This is a genomic window from Gordonia sp. 135 (assembly GCF_009720185.1).
Classification (GTDB): domain Bacteria; phylum Actinomycetota; class Actinomycetes; order Mycobacteriales; family Mycobacteriaceae; genus Gordonia; species Gordonia alkanivorans.
Genome location: NZ_CP046257.1, coordinates 914409 through 940067 on the forward strand (window position 1 = coordinate 914409; position 25659 = coordinate 940067).

The 25659-nt window shown below is 69.1% G+C and carries 20 protein-coding genes, 1 tRNA gene and 2 pseudogenes; 14 read left to right on the plus strand and 9 right to left on the minus strand.

Annotated features, from left to right (window positions below):
* Positions 1–9: 9 nt before the first annotated feature.
* Positions 10–1245: a nucleotide disphospho-sugar-binding domain-containing protein gene (locus GKZ92_RS04230; protein ID WP_035751789.1), complete on the minus strand. Its 1236-nt coding sequence runs from the start codon at positions 1243–1245 to the stop codon at positions 10–12.
* Entirely contained in the window at positions 1242–2597 is a 1356-nt protein-coding gene (locus tag GKZ92_RS04235; RefSeq protein ID WP_035751788.1) for a hypothetical protein, read from the minus strand. Before GKZ92_RS04235 ends, GKZ92_RS04230 begins: the two co-directional genes overlap by 4 nt.
* 590 nt (positions 2598–3187) lie before the next feature.
* Here GKZ92_RS04235 and GKZ92_RS04240 point away from each other — a divergent pair.
* The 6 genes from GKZ92_RS04240 to rlmB all read left to right on the plus strand — a co-directional run bounded on the left by GKZ92_RS04240 (position 3188) and on the right by rlmB (position 11119).
* Positions 3188–4183, plus strand: a complete 996-nt coding sequence (locus tag GKZ92_RS04240; protein ID WP_081724792.1) for an alpha/beta hydrolase — start codon at positions 3188–3190, stop codon at positions 4181–4183.
* Between the two features lie 167 nt (positions 4184–4350).
* Positions 4351–5841 carry a condensation domain-containing protein gene (locus GKZ92_RS04245; protein ID WP_035751785.1) on the plus strand — a complete coding sequence of 497 codons (1491 nt, stop codon included), beginning with the start codon at positions 4351–4353 and terminating at the stop codon, positions 5839–5841.
* A complete protein-coding gene (locus tag GKZ92_RS04250; RefSeq protein WP_035751783.1) occupies positions 5841–7358 on the plus strand; it encodes an acyltransferase in 1518 nt (505 codons plus the stop codon). Before GKZ92_RS04245 ends, GKZ92_RS04250 begins: the two co-directional genes overlap by 1 nt.
* A complete protein-coding gene (locus GKZ92_RS04255; protein ID WP_035751781.1) occupies positions 7355–8686 on the plus strand; it encodes a condensation protein in 1332 nt (443 codons plus the stop codon). The genes GKZ92_RS04250 and GKZ92_RS04255 overlap by 4 nt, the downstream gene beginning before the upstream one ends.
* 82 nt (positions 8687–8768) lie before the next feature.
* A complete protein-coding gene (gene cysS / locus GKZ92_RS04260; RefSeq protein WP_155225015.1) occupies positions 8769–10160 on the plus strand; it encodes a cysteine--tRNA ligase in 1392 nt (463 codons plus the stop codon).
* Positions 10160–11119, plus strand: a complete 960-nt coding sequence (gene rlmB / locus GKZ92_RS04265) for a 23S rRNA (guanosine(2251)-2'-O)-methyltransferase RlmB (protein WP_155225016.1) — start codon at positions 10160–10162, stop codon at positions 11117–11119. Before cysS ends, rlmB begins: the two co-directional genes overlap by 1 nt.
* 13 nt (positions 11120–11132) lie before the next feature.
* Here the strand turns inward: rlmB and GKZ92_RS04270 are convergent, their stop codons facing one another.
* Complete coding sequence (locus tag GKZ92_RS04270) at positions 11133–11915, minus strand: LamB/YcsF family protein (protein WP_006358507.1); 783 nt, start codon at positions 11913–11915, stop codon at positions 11133–11135.
* 64 nt (positions 11916–11979) lie between these two features.
* On the opposite strand from GKZ92_RS04270, the gene GKZ92_RS04275 reads away from it, so the two are divergent.
* Complete coding sequence (locus tag GKZ92_RS04275; protein WP_155225017.1) at positions 11980–13533, plus strand: carboxylesterase/lipase family protein; 1554 nt, start codon at positions 11980–11982, stop codon at positions 13531–13533.
* A 19-nt stretch (positions 13534–13552) separates the two neighbouring features.
* Here GKZ92_RS04275 and GKZ92_RS04280 read toward each other — a convergent pair whose 3' ends face one another.
* The gene (locus GKZ92_RS04280; RefSeq protein ID WP_155225018.1) at positions 13553–14356 is read right to left on the minus strand and encodes an alpha/beta fold hydrolase; all 804 of its coding nucleotides are present in this window, start codon (positions 14354–14356) and stop codon (positions 13553–13555) included.
* 187 nt (positions 14357–14543) lie between these two features.
* On the opposite strand from GKZ92_RS04280, the pseudogene GKZ92_RS04285 reads away from it, so the two are divergent.
* Both GKZ92_RS04285 and GKZ92_RS04290 read left to right on the plus strand, forming a co-directional pair.
* Positions 14544–14996: pseudogene (locus tag GKZ92_RS04285) on the plus strand (hypothetical protein); the annotation flags it as partial.
* Positions 14997–15031: 35 nt separating this feature from the next.
* Positions 15032–15526, plus strand: a pseudogene (locus GKZ92_RS04290) (ABC transporter); the annotation flags it as partial.
* Positions 15527–15534: 8 nt separating this feature from the next.
* Here the strand turns inward: GKZ92_RS04290 and GKZ92_RS04295 are convergent.
* Positions 15535–16665: a beta-mannosidase gene (locus GKZ92_RS04295; RefSeq protein ID WP_230461895.1), complete on the minus strand. Its 1131-nt coding sequence runs from the start codon at positions 16663–16665 to the stop codon at positions 15535–15537.
* Positions 16666–16728: 63 nt separating this feature from the next.
* Between GKZ92_RS04295 and GKZ92_RS04300 the strand changes: the two genes are divergently transcribed.
* Positions 16729–17274 carry a DUF2599 domain-containing protein gene (locus tag GKZ92_RS04300; RefSeq protein WP_035751768.1) on the plus strand — a complete coding sequence of 182 codons (546 nt, stop codon included), beginning with the start codon at positions 16729–16731 and terminating at the stop codon, positions 17272–17274.
* On the opposite strand, the gene GKZ92_RS04305 is transcribed toward GKZ92_RS04300, so the two are convergent.
* The 3 genes from GKZ92_RS04305 to GKZ92_RS04315 are packed head-to-tail and all read right to left on the minus strand — an operon-like array spanning position 17271 to position 19914.
* Positions 17271–18140, minus strand: a complete 870-nt coding sequence (locus GKZ92_RS04305) for a metal ABC transporter permease (RefSeq protein ID WP_006358514.1) — start codon at positions 18138–18140, stop codon at positions 17271–17273. The two genes, GKZ92_RS04300 and GKZ92_RS04305, sit on opposite strands and share 4 nt — an antisense overlap.
* Complete coding sequence (locus tag GKZ92_RS04310; RefSeq protein WP_006358515.1) at positions 18137–18940, minus strand: metal ABC transporter ATP-binding protein; 804 nt, start codon at positions 18938–18940, stop codon at positions 18137–18139. Before GKZ92_RS04310 ends, GKZ92_RS04305 begins: the two co-directional genes overlap by 4 nt.
* Positions 18941–18945: 5 nt before the next feature.
* Positions 18946–19914, minus strand: coding sequence for a metal ABC transporter solute-binding protein, Zn/Mn family (locus GKZ92_RS04315; protein ID WP_006358516.1), 969 nt, complete (start codon positions 19912–19914; stop codon positions 18946–18948).
* Between the two features lie 148 nt (positions 19915–20062).
* On the opposite strand from GKZ92_RS04315, the gene mshA reads away from it, so the two are divergent.
* The 4 genes from mshA (at position 20063) to GKZ92_RS04335 (ending at position 24046) form a co-directional block, all read left to right on the plus strand.
* Positions 20063–21427 carry a D-inositol-3-phosphate glycosyltransferase gene (gene mshA / locus GKZ92_RS04320; RefSeq protein ID WP_035752079.1) on the plus strand — a complete coding sequence of 455 codons (1365 nt, stop codon included), beginning with the start codon at positions 20063–20065 and terminating at the stop codon, positions 21425–21427.
* A 37-nt stretch (positions 21428–21464) separates the two neighbouring features.
* Positions 21465–22073, plus strand: a complete 609-nt coding sequence (locus GKZ92_RS04325; protein WP_006358518.1) for a YbjN domain-containing protein — start codon at positions 21465–21467, stop codon at positions 22071–22073.
* A 208-nt stretch (positions 22074–22281) separates the two neighbouring features.
* Complete coding sequence (locus tag GKZ92_RS04330; protein ID WP_006358519.1) at positions 22282–23889, plus strand: 4-coumarate--CoA ligase family protein; 1608 nt, start codon at positions 22282–22284, stop codon at positions 23887–23889.
* A gap of 80 nt (positions 23890–23969) precedes the next feature.
* Positions 23970–24046: transfer RNA gene (locus tag GKZ92_RS04335), tRNA-Met, on the plus strand.
* 68 nt (positions 24047–24114) lie between these two features.
* On the opposite strand, the gene GKZ92_RS04340 is transcribed toward GKZ92_RS04335, so the two are convergent.
* Positions 24115–25560 carry an APC family permease gene (locus GKZ92_RS04340; RefSeq protein ID WP_155225020.1) on the minus strand — a complete coding sequence of 482 codons (1446 nt, stop codon included), beginning with the start codon at positions 25558–25560 and terminating at the stop codon, positions 24115–24117.
* Positions 25561–25659: the final 99 nt, after the last annotated feature.

The window sequence follows — 25659 nt, forward strand, 5'->3', positions numbered from 1 at the left end:
ACGCCCGGGTCAGCGCGCGGCGGCGTCCAGCAGGATCTCGCAGGCGCGGTCGACGGCGTCGGCCGGTGGGGTGAGGTCCCTCCCCAGACGCGCGGCCGCAGCCGCCACCGCCGGATCGGTGAGCGGGTCGAGATCGGATGGCTCGAACCGGGCCAGCTTGTTGCCGGAACCGGCACCTTTCCGTCGAAGAGCTGCCGCCCACATCGGCTGATCCGCGCTGAGCCACGCGATCACCGACGGGATGCCCGCGCGTGCTGCCGCTGCCGTGGTGCCGGCGCCGCCGTGGTGCACCGCGCCTCGACATTCCGGGAGCAGGGGCTCGTGGTCGACCGGCTGTTGGAGGTGCAGGAGCCGATCATGCTGGGGGAGTTCGTGATCGGTGTGTCCGATGACCCGAAGCCCGCGATCGAGGAGCGAGCTCACGATCCCGCCGATCTGCTCGGCGGTGATCTTCATGCTGCCGAAACCGACGTAGACGGGTGCCTCACCGCCCGACGCCCACTCGACCGCGCGTGACGTCGCATCGTCGCCGTTGGCGAGTGCGGCGCGAGTTTCCTTGTCCGGCAGAAGGAATCCGACCAGCGGCCGCTGTGGTCCCCAGTCGTTCGCGAGTCCGGGGAACAGGGCGGCATCGTAGGCCTGGATCTCGGGTACCCCGCGCCGCCGAAGTCGGTTCCCCAGTGGGCCTTTCGCGGGCGGGAGGCCGAGTTCGGTGCGCAGCCTCCGGTCGGCGCCGCGCAGCGTCAGCCAGTAGGTCTGGTCGGCGAGACGCCACATCGCGCGCGAGACCGGACGCGGGTACTCGCGGTAGCGGACGGCGAGGCTGGCGTTCGGGCGCAGCGGACAGTAGTGCAGCGGAACGAATCCGATGCCACGGCTCTGGGCGATCGCGTCGGCCCGGTCCTGCGCCAGCGGCCCGGTCACCAGGAGATCGGAGACGTCGGCGAGTTCGGCCATGACCTGTTCCGAGGTCGCGCGACCGTGGTCGGCGACCTCGCCCAGCGCCTTCAACCGGACCCGTGGGTTCTTGGACTTCAGGCGCTCCTTGACCAGTGGACCGGCCAGCAGCTCGGCCGTCGACGGCGCCAGCATCCGCGTCGGCAACCCGGACGCCGCGGTCAGTTCGACGAGATCCTCGGGCACGGCGAGGCGGACCTCGTGTCCGCGACGCGCGAGTTCGGTGCCGATCGCCACCGCGGGCTGGACATCTCCCCGGCTGCCGTGGACGGTGAACGCGATCCTCATGCGCCCCAGCGGCTTCCGTGCAGACCCCACGCGGCGAGCTCGGTGGTCACCAGCTCGCGCAGGGTGGCCACGTCCGGGATGCGCACCGGGTCGAGCGAACTCACGCTGAACATGACGTCGTCGGCGCCGAGCGCGAGCCAGCCGCTGATGCCGCCTTTGCGGTCACGCAGATTGCGGGGATCGTCGGTCGCGGTGACGGCGCGGATGGAGAGTGCGGCGCGTTCTCCGGTGCCCAGCGTCGCGAACTCGTCGGGAACCAGTCCGACGTTGGAGGCGAGGCACAGCGGTGTGGTGACGTTGGCGGCGAGGCGTCGGGTGAGGGCGGCGTTCAGCGCCTGCAGGACGACTGCTCGCTGGGCCACTTTGCCCGAGTTGGCGGCCAACCGGTTGTAGGCGTCCTTGCACGCCGTCCGGACCGCGGACAGGTCCTCGTAGCGGTCCGGGGAGACCTCGACGAAGGCGGTGGCGCCCGACGTCGCGTTCGCGCGGCGGTCGTCGTGCGTGCGTGACGAGACGGGCAGCGACACCGGGACGACGTCGCCGGGGGAGACCCGGCCGCACCGCTCCAGTACACCCACCATGAGCGCCGCGAAAAGGCTGTTGTCGGTGCCGCCCCGGGATTCGGCCGCGGCGGTGAAGTCGGCGGCCGGGATCAGGACGGTCACGTTCGGTGCGATCTCGGCGGTGGCGACGTCGGTGTCGGGTGCCGGCCGGCCGGTCACGCGCGCCGGCGAGGCGGGCGGTCCGGACCTACTCGCGCGCGCCATCCGGATCGCGGTCTTCCCCGCGGTCCAGAGCAGGTCGCCGGCGTCGACGACGTTCGACACCAGGCCCGGAGCGGTGCCGGGCGTGTAGTCCAGGCCGTGGACGGCCTCGAGGACCGCGACCGCGCCCGTCCCGCCGTCGGCGATGACATGGGAGATGACCAGGGACACGAGCACCGAGGCGTCGTCGGCGGTCCGTGCGACGACGAGCCGCCACGCGGGTCCGTTCTCGATGTCGAGGTCGGCGTCGGCCTGTGCCCGGCCCCACTGCTCTTCCTCGCCGACCGCGACCGGCTCGGCCTGCACGGAGAAGTGGCCGGCGTCGGGGGTGTACCGCCAGTAGGCGCGCCCCGGACCCCGGTGGGTGGCGACGAGCCGGCTCAAGCGACCGCGACGTAGCTTGTCTGCCAACGAGGCGATGGCGTCGACGTCGACCGTGCCGGGGAACCGCCACAGCGTCTGGTTCACGACGGGGAGGCCGAGGATCACATCCATGCGCACGAAGAGGTCGTCGTCCGCGGTGAGCCGATCGACGGTCGAGTCGGTGGACACGCCGGGCACGTGTCCGACCAGGGAAGCGAAGTTCATGACTGCACCTGCCGTTCGTCGAGAGTGATTCTTTCCACAATCCACCGGGCGGAAGGGCTCAGACCGTGCCCTGGCGCCATGTGTGTTGTGTCACACCGGGTTTCCATTGTGAGCACCGCCCGAGGTGTCTTCCGCGGTGCCGTACCGCCGGTCCGATCCGGTCGGACCGCCGGAGCGGTGCGGGCCGGACGCCGGCGACGGCCGGACGGATGAACACGCGCAGCTGCGGATTCGGTGATCGTGGTCGACCGCGCCTCGCGAGCCGCGTCAGGTGGCGTCGAGACCGTGCAAACCATACCCGAGGAGCCGGTGGTGGCCCGATCTTCGGGCGACGGGCCCGAACGGTGGCCCGGGAGTGCCCCGAAACCGCCAATATCATGGATCTTTAAGGGTCGCCTTGTTGACGCGCAATTCGTACGGCGAACTATCCAATCGGATGAATTCGGGTTACTGTCGTGACCAATGTGGACCGGCCCCCCCGGAAATCGGGAAGCCGGCGAATCTGGTCAATTGACTGCCAAGTCTTGGAATTCGGAGGACGCGACGATATGACGGGTGCTGCCCGCCGGAACACGTATCGCCGTGTGAAAATGCGCGCCACAGGCGTTCTCGCGACCACTGTGGCTGCGGCGATCGTTGTCTCGGGTCTGGCCACAACAGTGTCGGCGGGGCCCGCGTCCGCGGCACCGGGCGCCTCCGTGATCGAGCGAGTGGTCGCCGAGGGCCCGCACCTCCACGCCGTGTACGTGCATTCCGCGTCCATGGACAAGACCATCAAGGTGCAGGTCCTGACCCCGCGTGCGGACACCGGCCCGCGGCCGTCGCTGTACCTGCTGGGCGGCCTGAACGAACAGGATCCGAACAACAGCGTGTGGACGCTGAAGACGGATCTCGCCGGTTTCTATGCCGACAAGAACGTCAACGTGGTCATGCCCATCGCGGGTGACGGCAGTTTCTACACGGATTGGCAGCGCGACGATCCGAAGCTCGGCCGCTACAAGTGGGAGACGTTCCTGACCCGCGAACTGCCCCCGCTGATCGATGCGCAGTTCTCCGGCAACGGTGTGCGGGGTGTCGCCGGACTCTCGATGGGTGCCGGTGCCGCGCTCGTCCTGGCGGCCCGCAATCCCGGCTTCTACGACGCGGTGGCCGCCTACAGCGGATGCTTCACCACGACGGGCCCGGCCGGCCAGGCCTACCCTCGAGGCATCGTCGCGGCGTTCGGCGGCGACGCCAACAACATGTGGGGCGACCCGAACGACCCGGATTGGGCTGCACACGATGTGCTCGCCCGGGCGGGAAACCTCCGGGGCGCTGCCGTCTACGTCTCCACCGGGACGGGCCGCTCCGGAAAGTACGATGCCCCCGGCTATCCCGGCAACGAGAACCCCACGGACCGACAGGTCGTCGGTGGCGTGATCGAGGTCGGCTCGATGTGGTGCACGCAGCAGCTGCAGTCGAGGCTCGCCGCTGCCGGTGTTCCGGCCACCATCCGCTACGTCGACCCCGGCACACATTCGTGGCCGTACTGGGTCGACCAGCAGCGGGAGTCGTGGCCCACGCTACGACGTGGATTGGGGCTGTGACCATGGCGAGACAACCGAGGACACCGCAGCTCTCGGCGTCGAGGACGCCTGCCCGCGTCGACTTCGATCCACAACACCGCTAGCGCAGCGCAGCGCACCGGCCTCAGGGGAGGGGCCGGGAAAGACCATCAGTCGGGGGCCGACACGTGTAAACACGGGAGGTTTCGATGGAATACACCGAACTCGATGACTATTCGATGCCCGGCGGTACGGTCACCGCTTGGGAGCCGACGGTCGAGGCATCGGAATGGCAGACCGATTCGCGGCAGCTGTCGTACATGCACCTCGAGCACGCCCGTCGTGCGGTTCGCGAGAGGGACGACTGGTACAGCCAGTGGATCGGGACGGCCTTCCGCATCCAGCGTCCGCTCGACCGGGAAGCGTTCTCGCGCACGCTCCTCGCGTGGTACCGCCGGCACGAGGCGTTCCGGACCTCGGTCCGTGTCCACGACGCCGGCAACCCGCAGGGCGACCTGACGCGCATCACCGTTGCCGCCGACGCGATCTCGGTGCGCGAGCGGGCCTTCGGGTCCGACCTGGCACCGGCCGAGGTCTCCGAACTCGTCACCGAGTACTTCAACACCACCGTCACGCCGCTGGCTTGGCCGCACTGCATCGCCGTGACCGTCGAGACGCCCGGCGACGACGAGGGCTTCCTCGTCGTGTTCGCCGCCGACCACACGGTGATGGACGCCTACACCCAGGTGTTCGCGATCCGCGAGCTGACCGCGCTGTACCTCGCCGAGGTCACCGGCGACCCGCACGGACTCGCCGCCTTCGGCAGCTACCTGGACTTCAGCGACGCCGAGCGCCGACTCGGTGAGCAGATCGACGCGAACAACGCCGCGGTGAGCCAGTGGCGCAACTTCTTCGACGACACCACCACTGCCGTCCAGCCGGAGCCGATTCCGCGATTCCCGCAGTTCGCCGTCCCGGCGGACGCGCCGCGCACCATCACGGCCCAGCGGTCCCCGGCGGAGGGGTTCCAGACGACGCTGTCGCACTGGCTGCTCGATCCCGCCGAGACCAAGCGGTTCGACGCGATCTGCAAGGCAGCCGGATCGTCCATGACCGCAGGCATCTACACCGCGCTGTCGATGACCGCGGCGGCCCTGACCGGTTCCGCGGATCTGCGTTTCATCAGTCCGGTCCACACCCGCAACGCCATCGAGTGGGGCGAGGCCGTGGGCTGGTTCGTCGGCATCATCCCGGTGGCCGTGCGTCCGGGCCGGCCGCTGAGGTTCACCGACGCGCTGACCACCGTGGCGGCCACCTCGGCCCAGTACAAAGACGTGGGCGGTGCCCCGTTCGCGCCGGTCGCCGAGCTGATCGGCGGGGATGTCACGCCGCCGGGATTCGTGGTGTCCTACATCGACCTTCGCCACGCCGAGGGATCGACCGAGTGGGAGCCGCGCGCGGCACGCGTGCTGCGCAGCGCGACCCGCGACGCCGACGAGGTCTACTTCTGGATCAACCGCATCCCCACCGGTGTCAACGTGTCCTCGCGTTTCCCGGCCGAGGGCGCACCCGCGGTCGAGACCTTCCTGTCCGTGTTCCACGCGATCCTCAAGCAGATCGTCACCGACGGTGATTGCGAGTACACCTACCGCACTGCGGAATTGGTAGCCGGAGGGTCGCCGGTCGTAGCGGACCGCTGATGTCCGGCACCCTGCATTCCCCCCGCGTGTCACCCGGGTTCGGTGTCCCCGGGTCGCTGACCGTCCGGCTCCGACCCCACCTGCGTGGTGGGCGGATCGTCGAATGGGAACTCGGCGACCCGGCAGGCGTCGCCCGGGCAGCGCACCGGTGGGGTGACGGGGTGTCGTTTCTGCAGTCCGATCACCTGGCGACCATGGCGGACAAGCGATCCGACGGTCGGCCGCACCACGGTTTCCTGCTCGCCGCCGCACGCTTCGACGGTCCACTCGACGAGAAGGCGATGAGCGGTGCTCTCACCGCGTTCGTCCGCCGACACGAGGAGCAGCGCGCCCACTACCGCAGTGGTGACTCGGGTCCCGAGCGATGGGTGGCGCCGCCGGAGGCGTTCGAGTTCCGGGTGGCCCGGCGCGCCGGGGAGGCGCTGGTCGTCGAAGATGACGATCTGGGCCTCTGGGTGGGTCGTCGCGCATCGGAAACTGCTCGCGCAGAGCTGATCCCGGGCACCTGGTGTGCCGCCGCGGTCGACGACGACGCCTTCACGTTCTTCTTCGCCACCGACCACGCCCACGGTGACGGCTACTCGTCGGCGCTCGCGCTGTCGGAGATCGTCGCGCTGTACCGGGAGCGAAGCTCCGGTGTACCCGCCGAACTCGGCCCTGCCGGTGCCTTCGGTGACTCGATCACGGCCGAGCGGGCCGCGGCGGCGGCGCTGACCTCGGCGGACGAGCGCGTCGCTCTCTGGCGGGATGCGTTGTCCGCGAACGATGGTCGACCTCCGCGGTGTCCACTCGAACTGGGACTGACCGACGGCACGCCGCAACCGGCGGTCGCGGTCGAGCACTGGTTGCTGACCCCCGAGCAGCTGGCCCGCTGCGACACCCGGCTCGCCGCGACCGGTGGCGGTTTCGCGGGTCTTCTCTACGCCGCTCTCGCCCGGCACCATCGTGAATCCACCGGAGAGGCAAGGTTCTTCGTGTCCACCGTGCTCGCGAGGCGAGACGCCGGGCACGAGCGGACACAGGGCTGGCTGTGCAACTTCGCGCCGGTCATCGTGGACGCACCGCAGGGTCCGGATGCCTCGTTCGACGACCACGTCCGGATCGCAACCGGCAGCGTGCGTGCGGCTCGCCGTGCCGCCTCCGTGCCGGCCCACGGCGCACTCGGTCTGCTGGCCGGCGAAGGGGTCTTCAAAGGACTCGACGGAAGTCCGTACATGGTGTCCTACACCGATGTTCGCCGGTTGGGACTCGGTGCCGACCCGGTCCTGTCCACGATGCAGACCTCCAGCGGGGTCGGTCCGACCCGCAACGCCAATCTGTGGTTCACGCGCACCGACGCAGGCCTCGTCATGCGCTCGCACGTCCCCGACAACGAGGTGGCGCGCAGTTCGGTGCTCGGGCTGTTCGAGCGGGTCGAGTCCATCGTGGCCGACTACGCCGCGGGCGCTCCCGAGTCCACGTCCGCCGACCCCCGCCAACCGACCGACCCCCGCCGATCGTCAAGGAGTGTGCGATGAAGCTCTCGAGTTCTGAATCGTGGGAGGTCGAGCCGGGTGAACTGGTGCGCTGGCGGGCGGTGCCGGGCGGGGCGGCCAATCAGTCGAGCGCTCCGGTGTCGGAGAACGAGCGGTTCCATCTGGCGTCGCTCGCCTCGGGGCAGCCGGGCTGGATGGCGCTGACCCTCGACTTCCCCGAACAGATCGACGCCGACGTGTTCGGCGTGGTGGTCGGGACGATCATCGCCCGCCATGACGCGCTGCGCAGCCACTACGTGCGGACCGGTGACGGTGTCACGCGGTTGCTGCATCCGGGCGTCGACGTCAAGGAGGAACTCCGCGAGACGGTCGACGGGCTCTCGGCGAAGGCGTTCGCCTCGCGCCTGACCGAGTACATCGGCGCGACGTGCAATCCGTTCGAGCCGATGCCGCACTTCCTGGCCGCGGTGACGCGTCCCGGTGGCACGACCCTGATCTGCGCCTTCGACCACTGTTACGTCGACGCCCGCTCGCTGGCGGTCGTCGCCGCCGAGATCTGTGAGCTGGTGGCCGGTCGTGGGCCGGCCCCGGCGGAGTCCGGCCTCGACGCGCTCCGTGCCATCGCGGAGTGCGAGGCATCGGTGACCTCCGACGATCCGCGGCTCGGCGGCTGGGAGCGGTTCCTCACCGCCACCGGCTGGACGGTGCCGGAGTTCCCGCTCGACCTCGGCATCGCGCCCGGGGACGCTCTGCCGGTGCACACGATGGTCCGGACGCTGCTGTCCGGCGACGACGCCGCGACCTTCAGCTCGACGGTGCACCGTCGCGGGGCGCGTACCTATCCGGCCGTCCTCACCTGTGCGGGGATGGCCATCAGCGCCGCGGGTGGACCCGACGAGGTGGCGACCGTGGTGCCCACCGGTTCCGGGGCGGGACCGGGCTGCGTGAGCTGGTCGGTGGGAAACGCCCCGCTGCTGATCAGTGCGACCGGCGACCTGTTCGCCGCCATGTACCGGAACACCCGACGTCTCGCGGCCGCGCTGCCGTTGGCCGAGATCGGGCTGACACCGGTGTACGCGGCCTTCGGTGATCGACTGCGTCCCGGTCGTAGCGACGTCTTCATGATGTCCTACGTCGACTACACGCGGTTGCCGATGCCGCGCGGGGACGTCGTCGTACGGCAGATCTCGAGCCAGAAACCGACCGACACGGCGCAGTGGTGGTTCTGGCGTGATCGCGACGGTATCCATGTCCGAGTGCGGTATCCGCACACCGAACGGGCCGTGGCGGTCCTCGGGGACACGCTCGACACGATGCAGACGCTGCTCGACTCGGTCCTCGACCCGGTCTCCGCCGCCGACGCGGGCTGATGGCATTCCGGCTGCGGAACGGGCCTCGTCAGCGCGCTCGCGTGGTCGGGGGCCCGATCGTGGTCCGGTAGGATGGCCGGTCGTGACCCTGCGCCTTTTTGACACCAGCTCCCGAGAGGTGCGCGACTTCGTGCCGCTGCGCCCAGGCCGGGCATCGGTGTACCTCTGTGGCGCGACTGTGCAGGGTGTTCCCCATATCGGCCACGTCCGCAGCGGTATCGCCTTCGACATCCTGCGCCGCTGGTTGAGCCATCAGGGCCTCGACGTGCTGTTCGTCCGCAACGTCACCGACATCGACGACAAGATCCTCCGCAAGGCCGCCGACGCCGGGCGCCCGTGGTGGGAGTGGGCGGCCACCCACGAGCGCGCCTTCGACGACGCCTACCGCGCCCTCGGCGTTCTGCCGCCGTCCGCGGAACCGCGCGCGACCGGCTTCGTGACCCAGATGGTCGAGTACATGGAGCGGCTGATCGAACGCGGACACGCCTACGTCGCCGACGGCAACGTGTACTTCGACGTCCGCAGCCTCCCCGACTACGGTGCGCTGTCCGGGCACAAGCTCGACGACGTGCACCAGGGTGAGAGCGCGGGCACCGGCAAGCGCGACCACCGCGACTTCACCCTGTGGAAGGCGGCCAAACCCGACGAGCCGTCATGGCCGACACCGTGGGGGCCGGGACGCCCCGGCTGGCACCTCGAATGCTCGGCGATGGCCACCAGCCTGCTGGGTGCCGAGTTCGACATCCACTGCGGCGGAATGGATCTGGTGTTCCCGCATCACGAGAATGAGATCGCCCAGGCGCACGGCGCCGGGGACCCGTTCGCGCGCTACTGGCTACACAACGGCTGGGTCACCATGGGTGGCGAGAAGATGAGCAAGTCGCTGGGCAACGTGGTGTCGATCCCCGCGATGCTGCAGCGCGTCCGTGCCGTCGAACTGCGGTACTACCTCGGCAGCGCGCACTACCGGTCGATGCTGGAGTACTCGCCCGGTGCGCTCACCGAGGCGGCCGCCGGCTACCGGCGGGTGGAGTCGTTCGTCGAGCGTGTCGCCGCCCGCGTCGGTGACGTGGTGATCGGCGACATCGACCCCGAGTTCGGTGCCGCACTCGACGACGATCTCGGCGTCCCCGCGGCTCTCGCGGTGGTGCACAACGTCGTCCGGCAGGGCAACACCGCACTCGAATCGGGTGACGGGGCGGCCGCTCTCGCAGCCGCGTCGTCGGTGCGGGCCATGATGGGGATTCTCGGCGTCGACCCGCTCGACGACCAATGGGCCGGTACGGCCGACGACTCGGCCGCCACCTCCGCGCTGGACGTGCTGGTGCGCGCCGAACTGCAACGACGCGCGGACGCGCGTTCCGCCAAGGACTGGGCGACCGCGGACGCGGTCCGAGACCGCCTGGCCGAGGCCGGCATCGAGGTGACCGACACCCCCGATGGTGCACAGTGGGCATTGAAGGGTGAGGCGTGATGGCAGGAAATTCGAAGCGTAAGGGTGCGATCCGGAAGTCGGGCACCAAGAAGGGACAGGTCGTCGGGTCCGGCGGCCAGCGTCGCCGTGGACTCGAGGCCCGCGGCGCCACCCCGAAGGCGGTCGACCGCCCGTACCATCCCGCGCACAAGAAGGCCAAGGCCGCGGCGAAGTCGGGTGCAGGACGCAGCGGTGGCGGCGCGGCGCGAGCCAAGGACGAGGGTCCCGAGTACGTCCTCGGTCGCAACCCGGTGGTCGAGTGCCTGCGCGCCGGCGTTCCCGCGACGGCGCTCTACATCGCCACCAACTCCGAGCCGGACGAGCGCGTCGCCGAGGCGGTCAAGATCGCCGGCGATCAGGCGATCTCCATCCTCGAGGTCGGCAAACCGGAGCTGGATCGGTTGTCCACCAACGGAATGCACCAGGGCATCGCCCTCCAGGTGCCGGAGTACCGGTACACCCATCCGGACGATCTGATGGCCGACGCCAAGGCCAGCGGCACCCCGCCGCTGCTGGTGGCCCTCGACAACATCACCGACCCGCGCAACCTGGGCGCGGTGATCCGCTCGGTGGCCGCGTTCGGCGGGCACGGTGTGGTCATCCCGGCCCGTCGCAGCGCGAGTGTGACCGCCGTGGCCTGGCGGACCAGTGCCGGCGCGGCCGCCCGTCTTCCGGTCGCACGAGCCACCAACCTCACCCGCACCCTCAAGGACTGGGCGGACTCCGGTGCCCAGCTCGTGGGTCTCGACGCCGGCGGCGATGTGACCCTCGACGACTACGACGGCACCGGCCCGACCGTGATCGTCGTGGGGTCGGAGGGCAAGGGGCTGTCGCGCCTCGTGCGCGAGAGCTGCGACTCGATCCTCTCCATCCCCATGGCCGGAGACGTCGAGTCACTCAACGCGTCGGTGGCCGCGGGCGTCGTGCTCGCCGAGTTCGCGCGTCAGCGGCGTCGGTAACGACCGGCAACCCTCAGGCCCGGTGGAGCGCGACCTCGACGCCGGCCCGGCCGAGGGCCTCGCGGACCGCGCGGGCGTGGTCGACCGCGCCCGGGGTGTCGCCGTGCAGGCAGATCGAATCCGCGGCGACGGTGATGACCGAGCCGTCGACGGCCGTGAGTCGTCCGCTCGTGGTCATCTCGACGACGCGGCGCGCGATCTCGGTGCTGTCGGAGAGAACCGCCCCCGGCTCGGTGCGGGGGACGAGTGTGCCGGCCGGGGTGTAGGCGCGGTCGGCGAAGGCCTCGGTGATGACCGCGAGTCCGGCACGTTCGGCGCGGGCGAGGACCTCCGAGTCCGGTAGGCCCATCACCGCGAGGTCGGGGTTCACGTCGCGCACCGCGGTCACGATCGCATCGGCCTGCTGCTGGTGGTGGACGACCGTGTTGTACAGCGCGCCATGGGGTTTCACATATGTGACCGCCCCGCCGACGGAGTGGGCGAGAGCGTCGAGCGCGCCGATCTGGTAGACGAGGTCGGCGATCAGGTCCGGCGTCGACATCTCCATGAAGCGGCGGCCGAATCCCGCGCGGTCGGGGTAGGAGACCTGGGCGCCGATGCGTACACCGGCGGCGACGGCCGCCCGGCACGTCGCCAGCAGGTCCGCGGGCGTCCCCGCGTGGAAGCCGCATGCGACGTTGGCGCTGGTGACGATGGTCAGCATCGCTTCGTCGTCGCCGACACCCTCGCCGAGATCGGCGTTGAGATCGATGCGAGGAGCGGGCGCCGGGTCGGTCGTGGCCCTGTCGGGGGTCATGGCCACATCCTAGTTCTGCCAACGGTTGAACAGACGAAACGTGCGATTCGTCTACAGTGGGGGAATGGCACTGCTCGACACCAAGGTCACCACGGTCAACGGCGTCATCGGTGGCGCCCGGGGGAAGCGGCTCCGCCGCGGCACGATCAGCTGGCGGGGCATCCCGTTCGCCGCACCCCCGGTGGCTCACCGCCGCTTCCGCGCTCCCGAACCGGTGCACGACTGGCCCGGCGTCCGGGACTGCACCAAGATCGCCAAGGCGGCCATCCAGGAGAAGCGGTTCACCGCGGTTGCGCCGGGCAGGTTCGCCCCGATGGCCGAGGACTGCCTGACCCTCAACGTGTTCTCGCCCGAGGTGGAATCGAGCAGGCCGCGCCCGGTGATGGTCTTCATCCACGGCGGAGCCTTCATCCTCGGCACCGCCGCGACGCCGCTCTACGACGGCGCCTTCCTGGCACGCGCCCAGGACGTCGTCGTGGTGACGATCCAATATCGCTTCGGGCCTTTCGGTTTTCTCGACCTCTCGCAGTTCGCCACGGACGACCGGCCGTTCGACACCAACGCGGGTCTGCGCGACCAGATCGCCGCGCTGCGCTGGGTGCAGGAGAACATCGCCGCGTTCGGCGGCGACCCCGACAACGTGACCGTCTTCGGCGAGAGCGCCGGCGGCTCCTCGGTCCTCGCTCTGCTGTCCGCGCCGGAGGCCACCGGCCTGTTCCACCACGCCATCGCGCAGAGTCCGGCTCCCGAACTCGTGGTCGAGCAGGATGCGGCGACCGTCTACGCCGACGAGTTCGTCCGGATCCTCCGCGACCCGCAGCGCCGGAACACCACGATGGAGCGGACCGAGGATCCCGTCGACCCGGCCGAGGCGCAGCGCCTCCTCACCACACCCAACCCGGCCCTGTTGCTCGAGGCCGGCAACCGGTTGATGCGGTTCGCGACCAAGTCGTCCGGCGGGGCCATCCCGTTCGCGCCGGTCGTCGACGGTGACGTGCTGCCGCGCTCGCCGCTGGCCGCGGCAGCCGAGGGACTGACGGTGCCGGTGCCGCTGGTGATCGGGAGCAACAAGGACGAGGGAAAGCTCTTCGCGAAGCTCTGGAACGTACTACCCGACTCCGAACGCATGCTGATGCGGGTGGAGGACGAGGAGGTCCGCCGCGAGATCGCCTCGCAGTACGGCAACGGCGACCGCGACCGCATCCGGCTGGCCGGCGACTCGATCTTCTGGGCGCCGATGACCGCCTTCGCCGACGGACACAGCAAGGTCGCGCCGACCTACGTCTACCGCTACGACTACCGGACGAAGGTGCTGGACGCGACGGGCTTCGGTGCGACGCACGCGACGGAACTGTTCACCGTGTTCGGTGCCTACCGGGCGCCGATGGGGGCGGGGCTCGCCATCGCCGACTGGCCGGGCACGCGCCGCGTGACCGAGAGCGTGCAGGGTCGCTGGGGTGCATTCGCCCGCACCGGCGACCCCGGTCTGGGCTGGCCGGTCTACACCACCGACGAGCGCAAGGTCCTGGTGATCAACGACCCCGATCGTGTGGTCGCCGATCCCGACACCCTGCGTCGCCGGGCCTGGTACCGGGTGCACGCACCGTCCGAGGCCTGAGGTTCGGTGTGCGGCCCGCTCACTCGGGTAACCACTCGGTGGGCGGATCGGCCGCGAGGAACGACAAGACGAGCGGGTTGAACAGCTCCGGGGCCTCCACCGGCATGATGTGCGTCCCGGGTAGAACGGCGAACCGGGCGTTCGGCAGTGTCCGGACGATGTCGAGGGCGTGCTCCATCCGGACCAGTCCGCGATCCGCCGCCACCACCAGGGTCGGGGTCCGGACGTCGGCGAAATCGGCCACCGCATAGTCGGGCTCGGCCGACAGCATCAGGATCGTCTTGTCGTAGACCACCGAGAAGTGTTCCGGCCCATCGGGAGACGTCTCGTCGTGGTGGGTACGCAGGTATTCGACGGTGGTCGGGTTCCGGTTCAACACCAGGTCGACGAACCGATCGGTCCGGCGCCCGTCGCTGTTGAGGTAGCCGCCGACGTATACGACCCGGTTGACCAGGTCGGGGCGATCACGCGCGACAACGAGCGCGATCGCCGCGCCGTCGGCCCAGCCGACGATGTTCGCCGGCCGTCCGACGACCGTCTCGAGGTAGGCGATCGTGCGTGCGACGATCGAGGCGCAGGTGAAGTTGCCGTCCACGTCGGGACTGTGGCCGTGGCCGGGCCGTTCCGGCAGGAAGAGTCGCAGGCCGGCGTCGAGGAAGTCGGGAATCTGTGCTCCCCAGGACGCTGCGGACGCGAAGATGCCGTGCAACAGGACGGTCGGGGTGCCCTGCGGGTCACCGGCGGAGAAATGCCAGAGCGTGGTCCCGGCGACGTCCACGTACGTTCCGCCGTCGACCTCGTCGCCGACGTGAACTGTGCGCATGGGCGTTCCTCGGGTTGGCGTGGACTCCTCCGCTCCGCCATGGTTGCAGACTTCGCCGTGGCGCGGGGAGACCTTCGGCAATCGAGACCATTGCTTCGCCGGACAAAGATGTACCCGGCAGGGGCATGGGATAGGTTGAACGCCGAGGCGATGGGGTGTTGTCCGGGGGTCATTCGGAGGGTGAAGTATGTGCACGTCCTGGGCGCTCCAGGCATTTTCGCCTGTCCGGAGCCGTCGCAGCGTGAGCCTGCTGCTGGCGGGTCTGCTGTTGGCCGGGATCGTCTCGACCGGGGCGCTCACCGCCCCCGCAACCGCGGCGCCGGGTGATCCGCCACCACCGTTGAGCATGCGCGAACTCGGGTCGTCGCCGACCGTCTCGTTCCCCGGACAGCAGGGCGAGGTCAGCCTGTCGCTCGCGGTGCCGCCGGGGCTGATCCCCACCGAGATCCGCGGGACCGCGCAGTTCCCGACCTTCGTCACCGGTGGCACCGTCGACGTGCTGCAGGAGGGGCGGCTGATCTCGCGCACCCCGATCGATGCCGCGGTGAACTCGCCGATCGCGTTGTCGCTGCGTGGGATTCGCGTCGAGCGCAACGCCGTCGACCTCGTCCTGCGGACCTACCTGCGTACCGCGGGCTCGCGTACCCGTCCGCCGCCGGGGCCGTCGTCGTGCTGATGGCCGTCGCGATCCCGGTGACCGCGATGGGGATGACTTCACCCAAGTACGCACCGCAGGAGTTCGCGGTGGGTTCGGTGGTCGATCCTCGACCGCAGTCGGTCGAGAAGAAGTACCTCGACGAACAGCGCGTCGTGCGGTCGTTCTCCACCGAACGGGCGTTGGCGAAGTACCTGGACTCGCTCGAACTGCCCGACGGGGCCGTCCTGTGCGACACCGTGTACGGCTTCGCGGTGGTCGCCCAGTCCGAGCGGCCGCGACAGTTCGTCATCCCGTCGGACCGCGACTTCGCGCAGTTGCTGAACGACCCGGTCGGCGGCGGGGTGCAGTACTTCCTCACCGTTCCGGCCGAGGGGCGCGGGGTGTCGGACGCCATCAACCAGCGCTACCCGACGATGTACGAGAACGGTGCCCAGATCGGGGTCCGCGTTCTCGAGGCCCCCAACGACGGTGCCGATCTGCCCGATTGGCGCGTCTACCGGATCACGGGCTGAGGGCCCCCTCAGCCGGTCGGCTGAGGGACGTTGGCGCGCAACACATCCCATGCGGGGTCGCGCGGCCCGATGTCGTAGGTGCATTCGGAGGTGCGGGGGTCGGGGACGAAGGACCAGAGCAGGACGCCCGCGACACCGGCGTCCCGCCGGCGGGACATGGCGGCGTCGACGCGCCGGGCGCGGGTCCCCAGGGACAGGCACGAACCTGCTTCGATGCCGATCTCGTTGACCACCAACGGTTTACCGAGTCGTCGGGCCTGATCGATCCGGGTCGACAGGTCGCTGCCCTGCGGTCCGGGGTCGGGGTCGTCGGTGGAGCTGTAGTCGTGGAAGTCGAGGACGTCGATCCCGTCGGAGCGAGCGACCTCGAGGTAACCGTCGCCGGCGATCCCGCACTGGTCGCCACCCACGAGTCCGGAGAAGATCGGGCGCGAGTCGTCGAACGATCGCAGATGCGCGCCGGCCCGGTCGAAGAACGAGCGCAACACGGCCGTGGCATCGCCGGGACACACGCGTCGCCGCCAGTCGCAGGATCTGCCGCAGACTCCGGGTTCGGGCTCGCCGACGAGCTCCCATCCGACGATCGACGATTCGTCACGCCAGCGGGACACTGCGGTCTCGACCCATTGGGCATACGTCAGATGACCTCGGGAGGTCGTCGCGGAGGCACCCTTCGACAGCCACCCGTCCACATAGAAGGCCCGCTCCTTGAACCTGCCGTCCTCGCAGTCCCCCGAGCCGCCGGCAAGGACCGGCAGCACCAGCTGTGCGTGGCGCTTCGCGGCTTCGAAGACCCGGTCCAGTGGTTCGAAGTTCAGCAGTCCCGTGTGTTTGTCGGAGGCGAAGGACGAGTAGAGGTCGAACCGCGTCAGGGCCCCGGGTGGCAACGCCGCGAAGTATGCATCGAGATCGACCTCGGCGCCGCAGCCGACGTTCACCGACCAGTCGGTGCCCAGCTGGTAGGCGTTGAAACCCACCGGCCACCACGGTTTCCCGTCGAGGGTGAGGCCGTCCGAGGTCGCGCGCACGCGGGGACGAGTCGAGTCACCGGCGTGCGGTGCGGAATCGCGGTCGCCCCCGCTGAGACCGATGAGCAGGACGAACACGGTGACGATGAGCACGGTCGTCCCCGTGCGCACCGCCCGACCGAATGTTCGCCGGTGAATCACAGATGCAGGCTACTCGTGCCCTACGGTGGCCGTATGAGCGCGGGAGGCTTCAGGAAGACAACGGCGCGAATCTGTGCTCTGGCCGGAGTGGGAGGTGTCTCGACCACGTTGTTCCTGGCGGGTTGCAGTGCGGAATCCGGCGAGGCCGGCGAGTCGGTCGGCGCGACGTCGACGACCACTCAGGTGAGTACGGATTCTGCCCCCACGTCCACCATCACGACAGGTCCGGGACCCGCGAGTAGGTCGACCACTCCGACGGTGGTCTATCGGCCGCCGTTCATCGACCACGTCGAGTGGACGGAGACGGAAGTGGGACCGAGCCTCTCCGTCTTCCCGACGACCTCGGGTCGGTACACGCAGGACCCGGCGGCGATGGCCGCGGCCTGGCGTGAGGTCGTCGGACTCGACGCGAACGCCGACACCCCCGGCATGCAGGCACAGTTCGACTGTCACTGGCGGTTCGCGCGGATCATCGAACCGGAGAAGCCGAGCTGGAACCTGGAACCCGGACGGCCCGTCGTCCCCGAGGAGGACATGATCGGCGCCCGATGCAATCCGGGATTCGCCGAGGAGTACTAGCGCGTCGTGTGCACGCGGCGCGAGCCGATGATGCGGCAGACCACGTAGATCACGAACGAGATGATCGTGACGAACACCGAGACCGGGAGTTTCGGCGCGAGCGACATCAACAAGCCGCCGACCGCGGCGACCTCGGCGAAGACGACCGACAGCACCAGCGCCCGCATCGGGTTGGCCGTCACCCGTGCAGCGGCGGCACCCGGGGTGATCAGCAACGACATCACCAGCAGCGCGCCGATGATCTGGACGCCCTGGGCGGCCGCGAGTCCCATGATGATCGCGAAGACGACGGACAGCGTCCGGACGGGCACGCCGTGCGCTTGTGCGACGCGCGGATCGGTCGACGCGAACAGCAGCGGCCGGTAGATCACCGCGAGCACCGCGACGACGATGGCCGTCGTGATCGTGATCGCGACCAGGCCGTTCAGTCCGACGCTCACGACCTGTCCGGTCAGCAGCGCGAAACCGGTGCCGATCCGGCCGTAGAGGGCCAGGAACAGGACACCGATGCCCAGGCCGAACGCCATCACGACACCGATCACCGAATCGCGTTCCCGGGCCTTGTTGCCGAGGATGCCGAAGACCGCCGCGGCGAGGACTGCGCCGATGACACCGCCGAGGTTCACGCTGACGCCGGCGAGCAACGCCGCGGCCGCGCCCGTCACCGACAGCTCACTGCAGCCGTGGACCGCGAACGACATCTGCCGGGCGACGATCAACGGCCCGAGCAGTCCGCCCACCAGGCCGAGCAGGACCATCGCGAGCAGCGCCTGCTGCATGAAGTCGTAGCCGAGCAGGTCGATGGTCGTCGAGAAGTCCCAGAGGTCGCTGAACTGACGTTCGGCGGCCAGCGGAGTCACGCTCATAGGGGCTGACTCCCGGTTTCGGCGATGTCGACGCAGTGGTGTGCATCCTCGCCGCCGATCACGACGAGGCGACCGTTGACCCGGAGCACCTCGACGTCGCTGCCGTACAGCTCGCTGAGCGTCTCCGTGGTCATCACCTCGTCGGGTGTGCCGACGCGGAACCGTCCGCCGACCAGATAGAGCACGCGGTCGACGTAGGGGAGGATCGGGTTGATCTCGTGCGTGACGAACACGACCGCCGTTCCCGCCTGCTTGCGGCGCTGGTCGATGAGGTCGACGACCACCTGCTGGTTGGTCGGGTCGAGGCTCGCCAGCGGTTCGTCGCACAGCAGGAGGTCGGGATCGCTCACGACCGCCTGGGCCACGCGCAGCCGCTGCTGTTCGCCTCCGGAGAGGACACCGAGCGGGGCGTCGGCGTAGGGGAGCGAGTCCACCGCGGCGAGTGCCTGGTCGACGAGGTCGCGGCGGCGGGACCGCCCGCGCAGTCCGAGTCCCCACCGGTTGCCGTCGACGCCGAAACCGACCAGGTCCCGGCCCCGGAGGGCCATCGGGTCGCCCTCGTCGGCGTGCTGCTGCGGGATGTAGCCGATCTTGTCGGTGGTCGTGACGGTGCCGCGGTCGAGTGAGTACTGACGTAACAGGACGCGCAGGAACGAGGTCTTCCCGGACCCGTTGGGGCCGAGCACGGCGACGAACTCACCCGGTCGGATCGTCAGGTCGAGGTCGTCCCAGAGCACGCGGTCGCCGAAGCCGAGTCGCGCACCCGAGAACGTGACCACCGGGTCGGTTCCCGCCGTCATCGCGGTCACCCCTTCTCGGCGTCGAGGGCTGTCGCGAGCGCGTCGATCTGTGCGCGCTGCCAGACGAGGTAGTCGGTGACGCCGTCCGGGAGGGTCTCGGTGAACTCGACCACGGGCACCTTCGCGGACTTCGCGACGTCGAGCATCGCCTGGGTCACCGGGTCGACGGCCTGGACGTTGTAGATCAGGACGGCGGCGCCGCGGGAGGCGAGCAGATCCTGCATGGCCGCGCGGTCCGCGGCGGACGGCGACTGGCCCTCCTCGACGGCCTGGGTGAACCCGGCCGGAGCCGCGTCGATCAGGCCGGCCTCGGTGAGCAGGTACCCCGCGAGCGGTTCGGTCTGGGCCACCTTCGTGCCGTCGTGCGCCTTGCGGATGCTGGCGACCTCGGCTCGCAGTTCGTCGATGCCGGTGGTGAAGGTCTCGGCGTTCGCGCGGTAGGTCCCCGCGTTCTCCGGGTCCTGCTCGGCGAGGGCGTCGGCGACCTTGTCGGCGACCTCCGCGACGACGGGCAGGTCGTAGAAGACGTGCTCGTTCTCGTCGCCGTGGTCGTGATCGGCGTGATCCGCGTGGTCGTCTGCGCTCTGTCCGTCGGCATCGTGATCGTGCGCGTCATGGTCGTCGCTGCGGGTGAGGGCGTAGGCGTCGACGACGGTCGCGCCCGAGGACTTCGCGGCCTGCTCCATGTAGGCGTCGTAGTGGCCGCCGTTCATGACGAGGATGTCGGCGTCGGCGATCGTCGCGGTGTCGGCGGCGGACGGCTCGAACTCGTGGGGGTCGCCCTCGGTGCTGGTGTAGACGGAGGCGACGGTCGCCTTGTCGCCGGCGACGGCCGAGGCGACCGCGCCCCAGACGTTGGTCGACGTGACCACGGTCGGGGTGCCGTCACCGTTTCCGGAGTCGCTCGAGCAGCCGGCCAGCACCAGCGCGGCGGCGGACAGGACTCCGGCCGCGGCGAGAAGCGTTTTCCTCATGACACCCTTTACGCAAATGACAATCGTTACCGAAAACAGTGTAGGGGATGGCCGGGCCCGACGCGAAGCCGCGGGAGAACTGCGGTGTGCGCTGGTCGACGCGGAGGGCGCGCGCCACCGTCTGCGCCATTTCTCTAAGGTGGAGACCATGACCTCCAGCCCGTTGCCGCGGCGTGTTGCGCTGATCTCCGTGCACACCTCGCCGTTGGCGCAGCCGGGTACCGGCGACGCGGGCGGGATGAACGTCTACGTCTGGCAGACGGCGATCCGGCTGGCCCGACGCGGCATCGAGGTCGAGATCTTCACCCGGGCGACCTCGTCGTCCGACGCGCCGTCGGTCGCGGCCGCGCCGGGGGTCACCGTCCGCCACGTGATCGCCGGGCCTTTCGAGGGTCTCGACAAGCGAGACCTCCCCGCCCAGCTCTGCGCGTTCACCGCGGGAGTGCTGCGCGCCGAGGCGGCGCAGGCGCCGGGCCACTACGACGTGATCCACTCGCACTACTGGTTGTCGGGGCAGGTCGGCTGGCTGGCGCGCGACCGCTGGGGCGTGCCGCTGGTGCACACCGCCCACACTCTCGCCGCGGTCAAGAACGCCGCCCTCGCAGAGGGTGACACCGCCGAGCCGCAACTGCGCGTCATCGGCGAGCAGCAGGTGGTGGGCGAGGCCGACCGGCTGGTCGCGAACACCGAAACCGAAGCGGCAGAACTTCTCTCGATGTACGACGCGGACGCCGACCGCATCGACGTGGTCACGCCGGGCGCCGACCTCGAGTGCTACACGCCCGGCTCGTCGGCCGAGGCCAGGTCGGTCCTCGGCCTCGATCCCGACGAGACGATCGTGACGTTCGTGGGACGGATCCAGCCGCTCAAGGCTCCCGATCTCCTGGTCGCCGCGATCGCGCCGCTGATCAAAGAAGTCGGGTCCGGGCGGAAGCTGCGACTCCTGATCGTCGGCGGGCCGTCGGGTTCCGGACTGCAACGCCCCACCGCGCTCATGGATCAGGTAGCCGAACTGGGGATCTCCGAGTCCGTCACCTTCCTCCCGCCGCAGCCGTCGGATCGGCTCGTCCAGGTGTACCGCGCGTCGGACCTGGTCGCGGTGCCCAGTCATTCCGAGAGTTTCGGTCTCGTGGCCATCGAGGCGCAGGCCTGCGGGACGCCGGTCATCGCCGCCGATGTCGGTGGTCTCGGCGTCGCCGTCGACGACGGACGCACCGGTGTGCTGGTCAATGGTCATGTGCCCGGCGACTGGACGAATGCACTGGAAAAGCTTCTGGCGCAACCCGATCGGCTGGCCGAACTCGGCCGCAACGCCCGACGCCACGCCGAGAAGTTCTCCTGGGAGCACACGGTGGACCAGCTGATCGAGAGCTACCGCTGGGCGATGGAGTCCTTCGCCGCTCAGACCGATGCCGCCCACCGAGACGCCGAGCAGGCGGCGGCACAGACACCGGGCGGCCCCGCCCGGGCTCGCCGGCGCTGGCGTCGGCGGCGCAATCGGGTGACCGTCTGAGGGTCTCGCAGTACCCGTTCCCCACCGAGAGGATGTCGTGAGTCGCACCGAGGTCGTCGACCTGCTCGAGAAGACACTGACCGAGAACGAGATCGCCTACTCGCGTAAGAGCGGTGGTGGAGCCGACGTCGACCACGTCATCCTGGAACTCCCGGGCGAGCAGAAGCTCAAGACGACGGTCCTGCTCACCGCCAGCGAACACGGGGTCAGGGTCGAGGCCTTCGTGTGCCGCCGACCCGACGAGAACCACGCGGGCGTCTACAAATACCTGCTCAAGCGGAACCGTCGGCTGTTCGGCGTCGCCTACACCATCGACAACACCGGCGACATCTACCTCGTCGGCCGGATCTCGGCCGACGCACTCGGCTCCGACGAACTCGACCGCGTCCTCGGGCAGGTACTGGAGGCCGCAGACGGCGACTTCAACACCCTGCTCGAACTCGGCTTCCTCTCCTCGATCCAGCGCGAGTGGGCCTGGCGCGTGTCGCGCGGTGAATCCCTGCGGAACCTCCTGGCCTTCGAGCACCTCATCGACAAGGAGGCGCTGCCCGAGGCCGGCGCCCCGCTCGAAGGACGTTACGTCCCAGGCGAGTCCGTCGTCGAGGGCGCACAGACCTCCAGCGACGAGCCTGCGTCCGACGACTGAGAAACGCTCCCGACCAACCGCCCTGGGCAGCTGCTCGCAGACATATATCGTCGGTGGCCGCGATCTGGGGTCGATTCGAGGGGCGGTTCTTGTAGGTGGTGTCCCACCGGGCCGGGGGAGTTTGATTGGATGGAGAGGTCCAGGTCACACCGCGGCAACGATTGTTGATACGGTGTGCGGGCAGAACCGACCCATCACCGGAGGTGCCATGAGCTTCACCAGTCCTTTCCCCGACGTCGAGATCCCCGATGTGAGTGTCTTCGACTACCTGTTCGGGTCGGTCGCCGACGAGGACCGCGAACGGATCGCCCTGGTGGACCCGAAGTCGGGTTCGACGACCACTTACGGCCAGCTGATCGGCCAGATCGAGGCCGCGGCCGGCGCCTTGGCGTCGCGGGGGATCGGGGTCGGGGACGTGGTGGGCATCCTCTCGCCGAACATCCCGGCGTTCGCGACCGTGTTCCATGGCATCCTGCGCGCGGGCGCGACGGCGACGACGATCAATGCGCTGTTCACCGCGACTGAGATCGCCAAGCAACTCCGGGATTCCGGCGCCAAGATGCTGGTCACCATCTCGCCGATGTTCGAGCAGGCCAAGGCGGCCGCCGACGAGGTGGGGCTGGCCGCGGAGAGCCTCATCGTCCTCGACGGTGAGGGGCAGGACGCCTCGGGTCACCCGAACGCGGTGGATCTGCTGGGTCCGAACCTGCCCGCGCCGGACGTCTCCTTCGACCCCGCCACCCATGTGGCGGTGTTGCCCTACAGCTCGGGAACGACCGGGAACCCCAAGGGTGTTGCGCTGTCTCACCGCAACCTGGTCGCCAACGTCGCCCAGCTGAAGCCGTTGCAGGGCATGACCGCCGACGATGTGGTGATCGCGGTGCTGCCGTTCTTCCACATCTACGGAATGACGGTGCTGCTCAACGCGGCTCTCGCGGCTCGCGGTTCGCTGGTCATCATGCCGCGATTCGACCTGGTGGAGTTCTTGGAGAACATCCAGAACCACAAGGTGACGATGGCCTACATCGCGCCGCCGGTCGCGGTGGCGCTCGCGAAGCACCCGATCGTGGACAACTACGACCTGTCTTCGCTGCACACGATGATGTCGGGGGCGGCCCCGCTCGACGACGAGCTGGGTCAGGCCGTGGCCAAGCGTTTGGACCTGCACATGTTGCAGGGCTACGGCATGAGCGAGCTGTCCCCGGTCTCGCACATCATCCCCTTCGACACCCAGGCCACGCTGGGGCGTGAGGATCCGCCGCTGTCGTCGACGGGCTGGCCGGTGCCGAACACGGTGAACAAGGTCGTCGATCCCGCCACCGGTGAGGACATCCCTCTTCCGCAGGAAGGGCTCTCGGAGCCGGGTGAGCTGTGGGTGAAGGGGCCGAACGTGATGCTCGGTTACCTCAACAACGAGCAGGCCACCGCCGACACCATCGATGCCGACGGTTTTCTGCACACCGGTGACATGGCGCAGGTCGATCCGACGGGGTGTGTCTACATCGTCGATCGGCTCAAGGAGCTCATCAAGTACAAGGGCTACCAGGTGCCGCCGGCGGAGTTGGAGGCCCTGCTGCTGACCCATGACAAGATCGCGGACTCGGCGGTCATCGGTGTGATCGATGCGGAGTCGGGGGAGGAGATCCCGAAGGCGTTCGTGGTCCGGCAGCCCGAGGCGGAGCTGACCGCTGACGAGGTGATGGAGTTCGTGGCGTCGAAGGTGGCCCCGCACAAGAAGGTTCGTGCGGTGGAGTTCATCGAGGCGATCCCGAAGTCGGCGTCGGGCAAGATCCTCCGCAAGGACCTGCGCAAGTAGGTCCGGGCGCAGGACAAGGACCCGTCCGAGCTGCCGATTTGGTGCAGGACGCACCCCGCGGATAGTGTTGCTCCTTGCAACGCGGGGTGGAGCAGCTCGGTAGCTCGCTGGGCTCATAACCCAGAGGTCGCAGGTTCAAATCCTGTCCCCGCTACCAGATACGACCCCCGACCAGGTGATCACCTGGTCGGGGGTCGCTTCATTTCCGGGCTCTCCTCGAGGCCGTCAATTCATCTGATGCGGCGGCACCTCGTCGTAGCTGATCGCATGGTCGCCGGCGCGTCTGTTCCACCAATAGGTCAGCGCCCACAGGAGTACGCCGATCAGCAACAGCCAGCCGGCGATCACATACTGCTCGGGATCGCGGCCGGTGACCGGCAGGGTGAGGTATCCGCACGTGACGGCACCGAGCACGGCGACCGGTGTCGAGGTGCGGAAGTGCTTGTGCTCCACCGTGTCCCGGCGGAGCACCAGCACCGATACGTTGACGACCGTGAACACCGCGAGCAGCAGCAGTGCAGTGGTGCCGCCGAGGAGTCCGACGATGGAGCTCTTCGGGTCGGAGCTCACGTAGGTGAGCAGCAACAGCGCGATGACCGTGGTGAAGATGACCGCCGCGAACGGGGTCCGGCGTCCCGGGTGCACATACGACAGGAATTTGGGCAGCACGCCTCGTCTGGCCATGCCGTAGAGCAGACGACTCGCCATCATCATGTTGATCAGGGCGGTGTTGGCGACCGCGAACATCGAGATCCACGGCAGCAGATCCGACATCGGGAAGTTCGGTGCCGCGGCCTGGACGACGTCGACGAGCGGGGTCTCGCTCTCGGCCAGCACGCCGACGGGCACGATCGCCACCGCGCAGATCGCGATGAGGACGTAGATCGCGGCGGTGATACCCAGGCCGCTCAGCATGACCTTCGGGAAGATGCGGGTCGGCTCCTTGCACTCCTCGGCCATGTTCACCGAGTCCTCGAAGCCGACAAGAGCGAAGAAGGCCAACGAGGTCGCGGCCGTCACCGCGATGAAGACGTTCTTGTCGTCGGGACTCTCGAAGGCCACCACCGCATCCCAGTGCTCGGCGTTGCCGCCGACGATGAACCAGTAGCCGATGAACAGCACGAGCAGCAGACCGGTCAGCTCCACGAGGGTCAGGACGACGTTGGTGCCGACGCCCTCGGCGACGCCGCGGAAGTTGATGAACATGACGAGCAGCAGGAAACCGACGGCCACCGCGTACAGGGCGGGGTTCGTGGCGTCGGGGGACTCGCCGCGGAACGCGGTCAGCATGTTCACCGCGAACGCGCGGGAGGCCGTGGTCGCCGACGTGATGCCCGAGCACATCACCGTGAACAGCACGATGAAGGTGATGAAGTGGATGCCGAAGGCCTTGTGCACGTAGAGCGCTGCCCCGGCGGCCTGCGGGTACTTGGTCACCAGTTCGAGGTAGGAGAACGCGGTGAGCGTCGCAACGGCGAAGGCGATGAGGAACGGCAGCCACGCCGCGCCCCCGACCTCGCCGGCCACCTGGCCGGTCAGCGCATAGACGCCGGTGCCGAGGATGTCGCCGACGATGAACAGGAGCAGCAGCTTCCAACCCAGTACGCGTTTGAGTTCGGGCTGCTGTTCCGCATTCTTGCCGGTCTCGCCGGCGTTCGTGCTGGCTGTCATGCGACAACGCTAGACCTCGGATGTGGGGGTCGCCGGGCGAATGGAGGCGTCGGACGTCAAATGGCCGGGCGGTGGGAAGAGGCCTCGGCGCGACTGTGC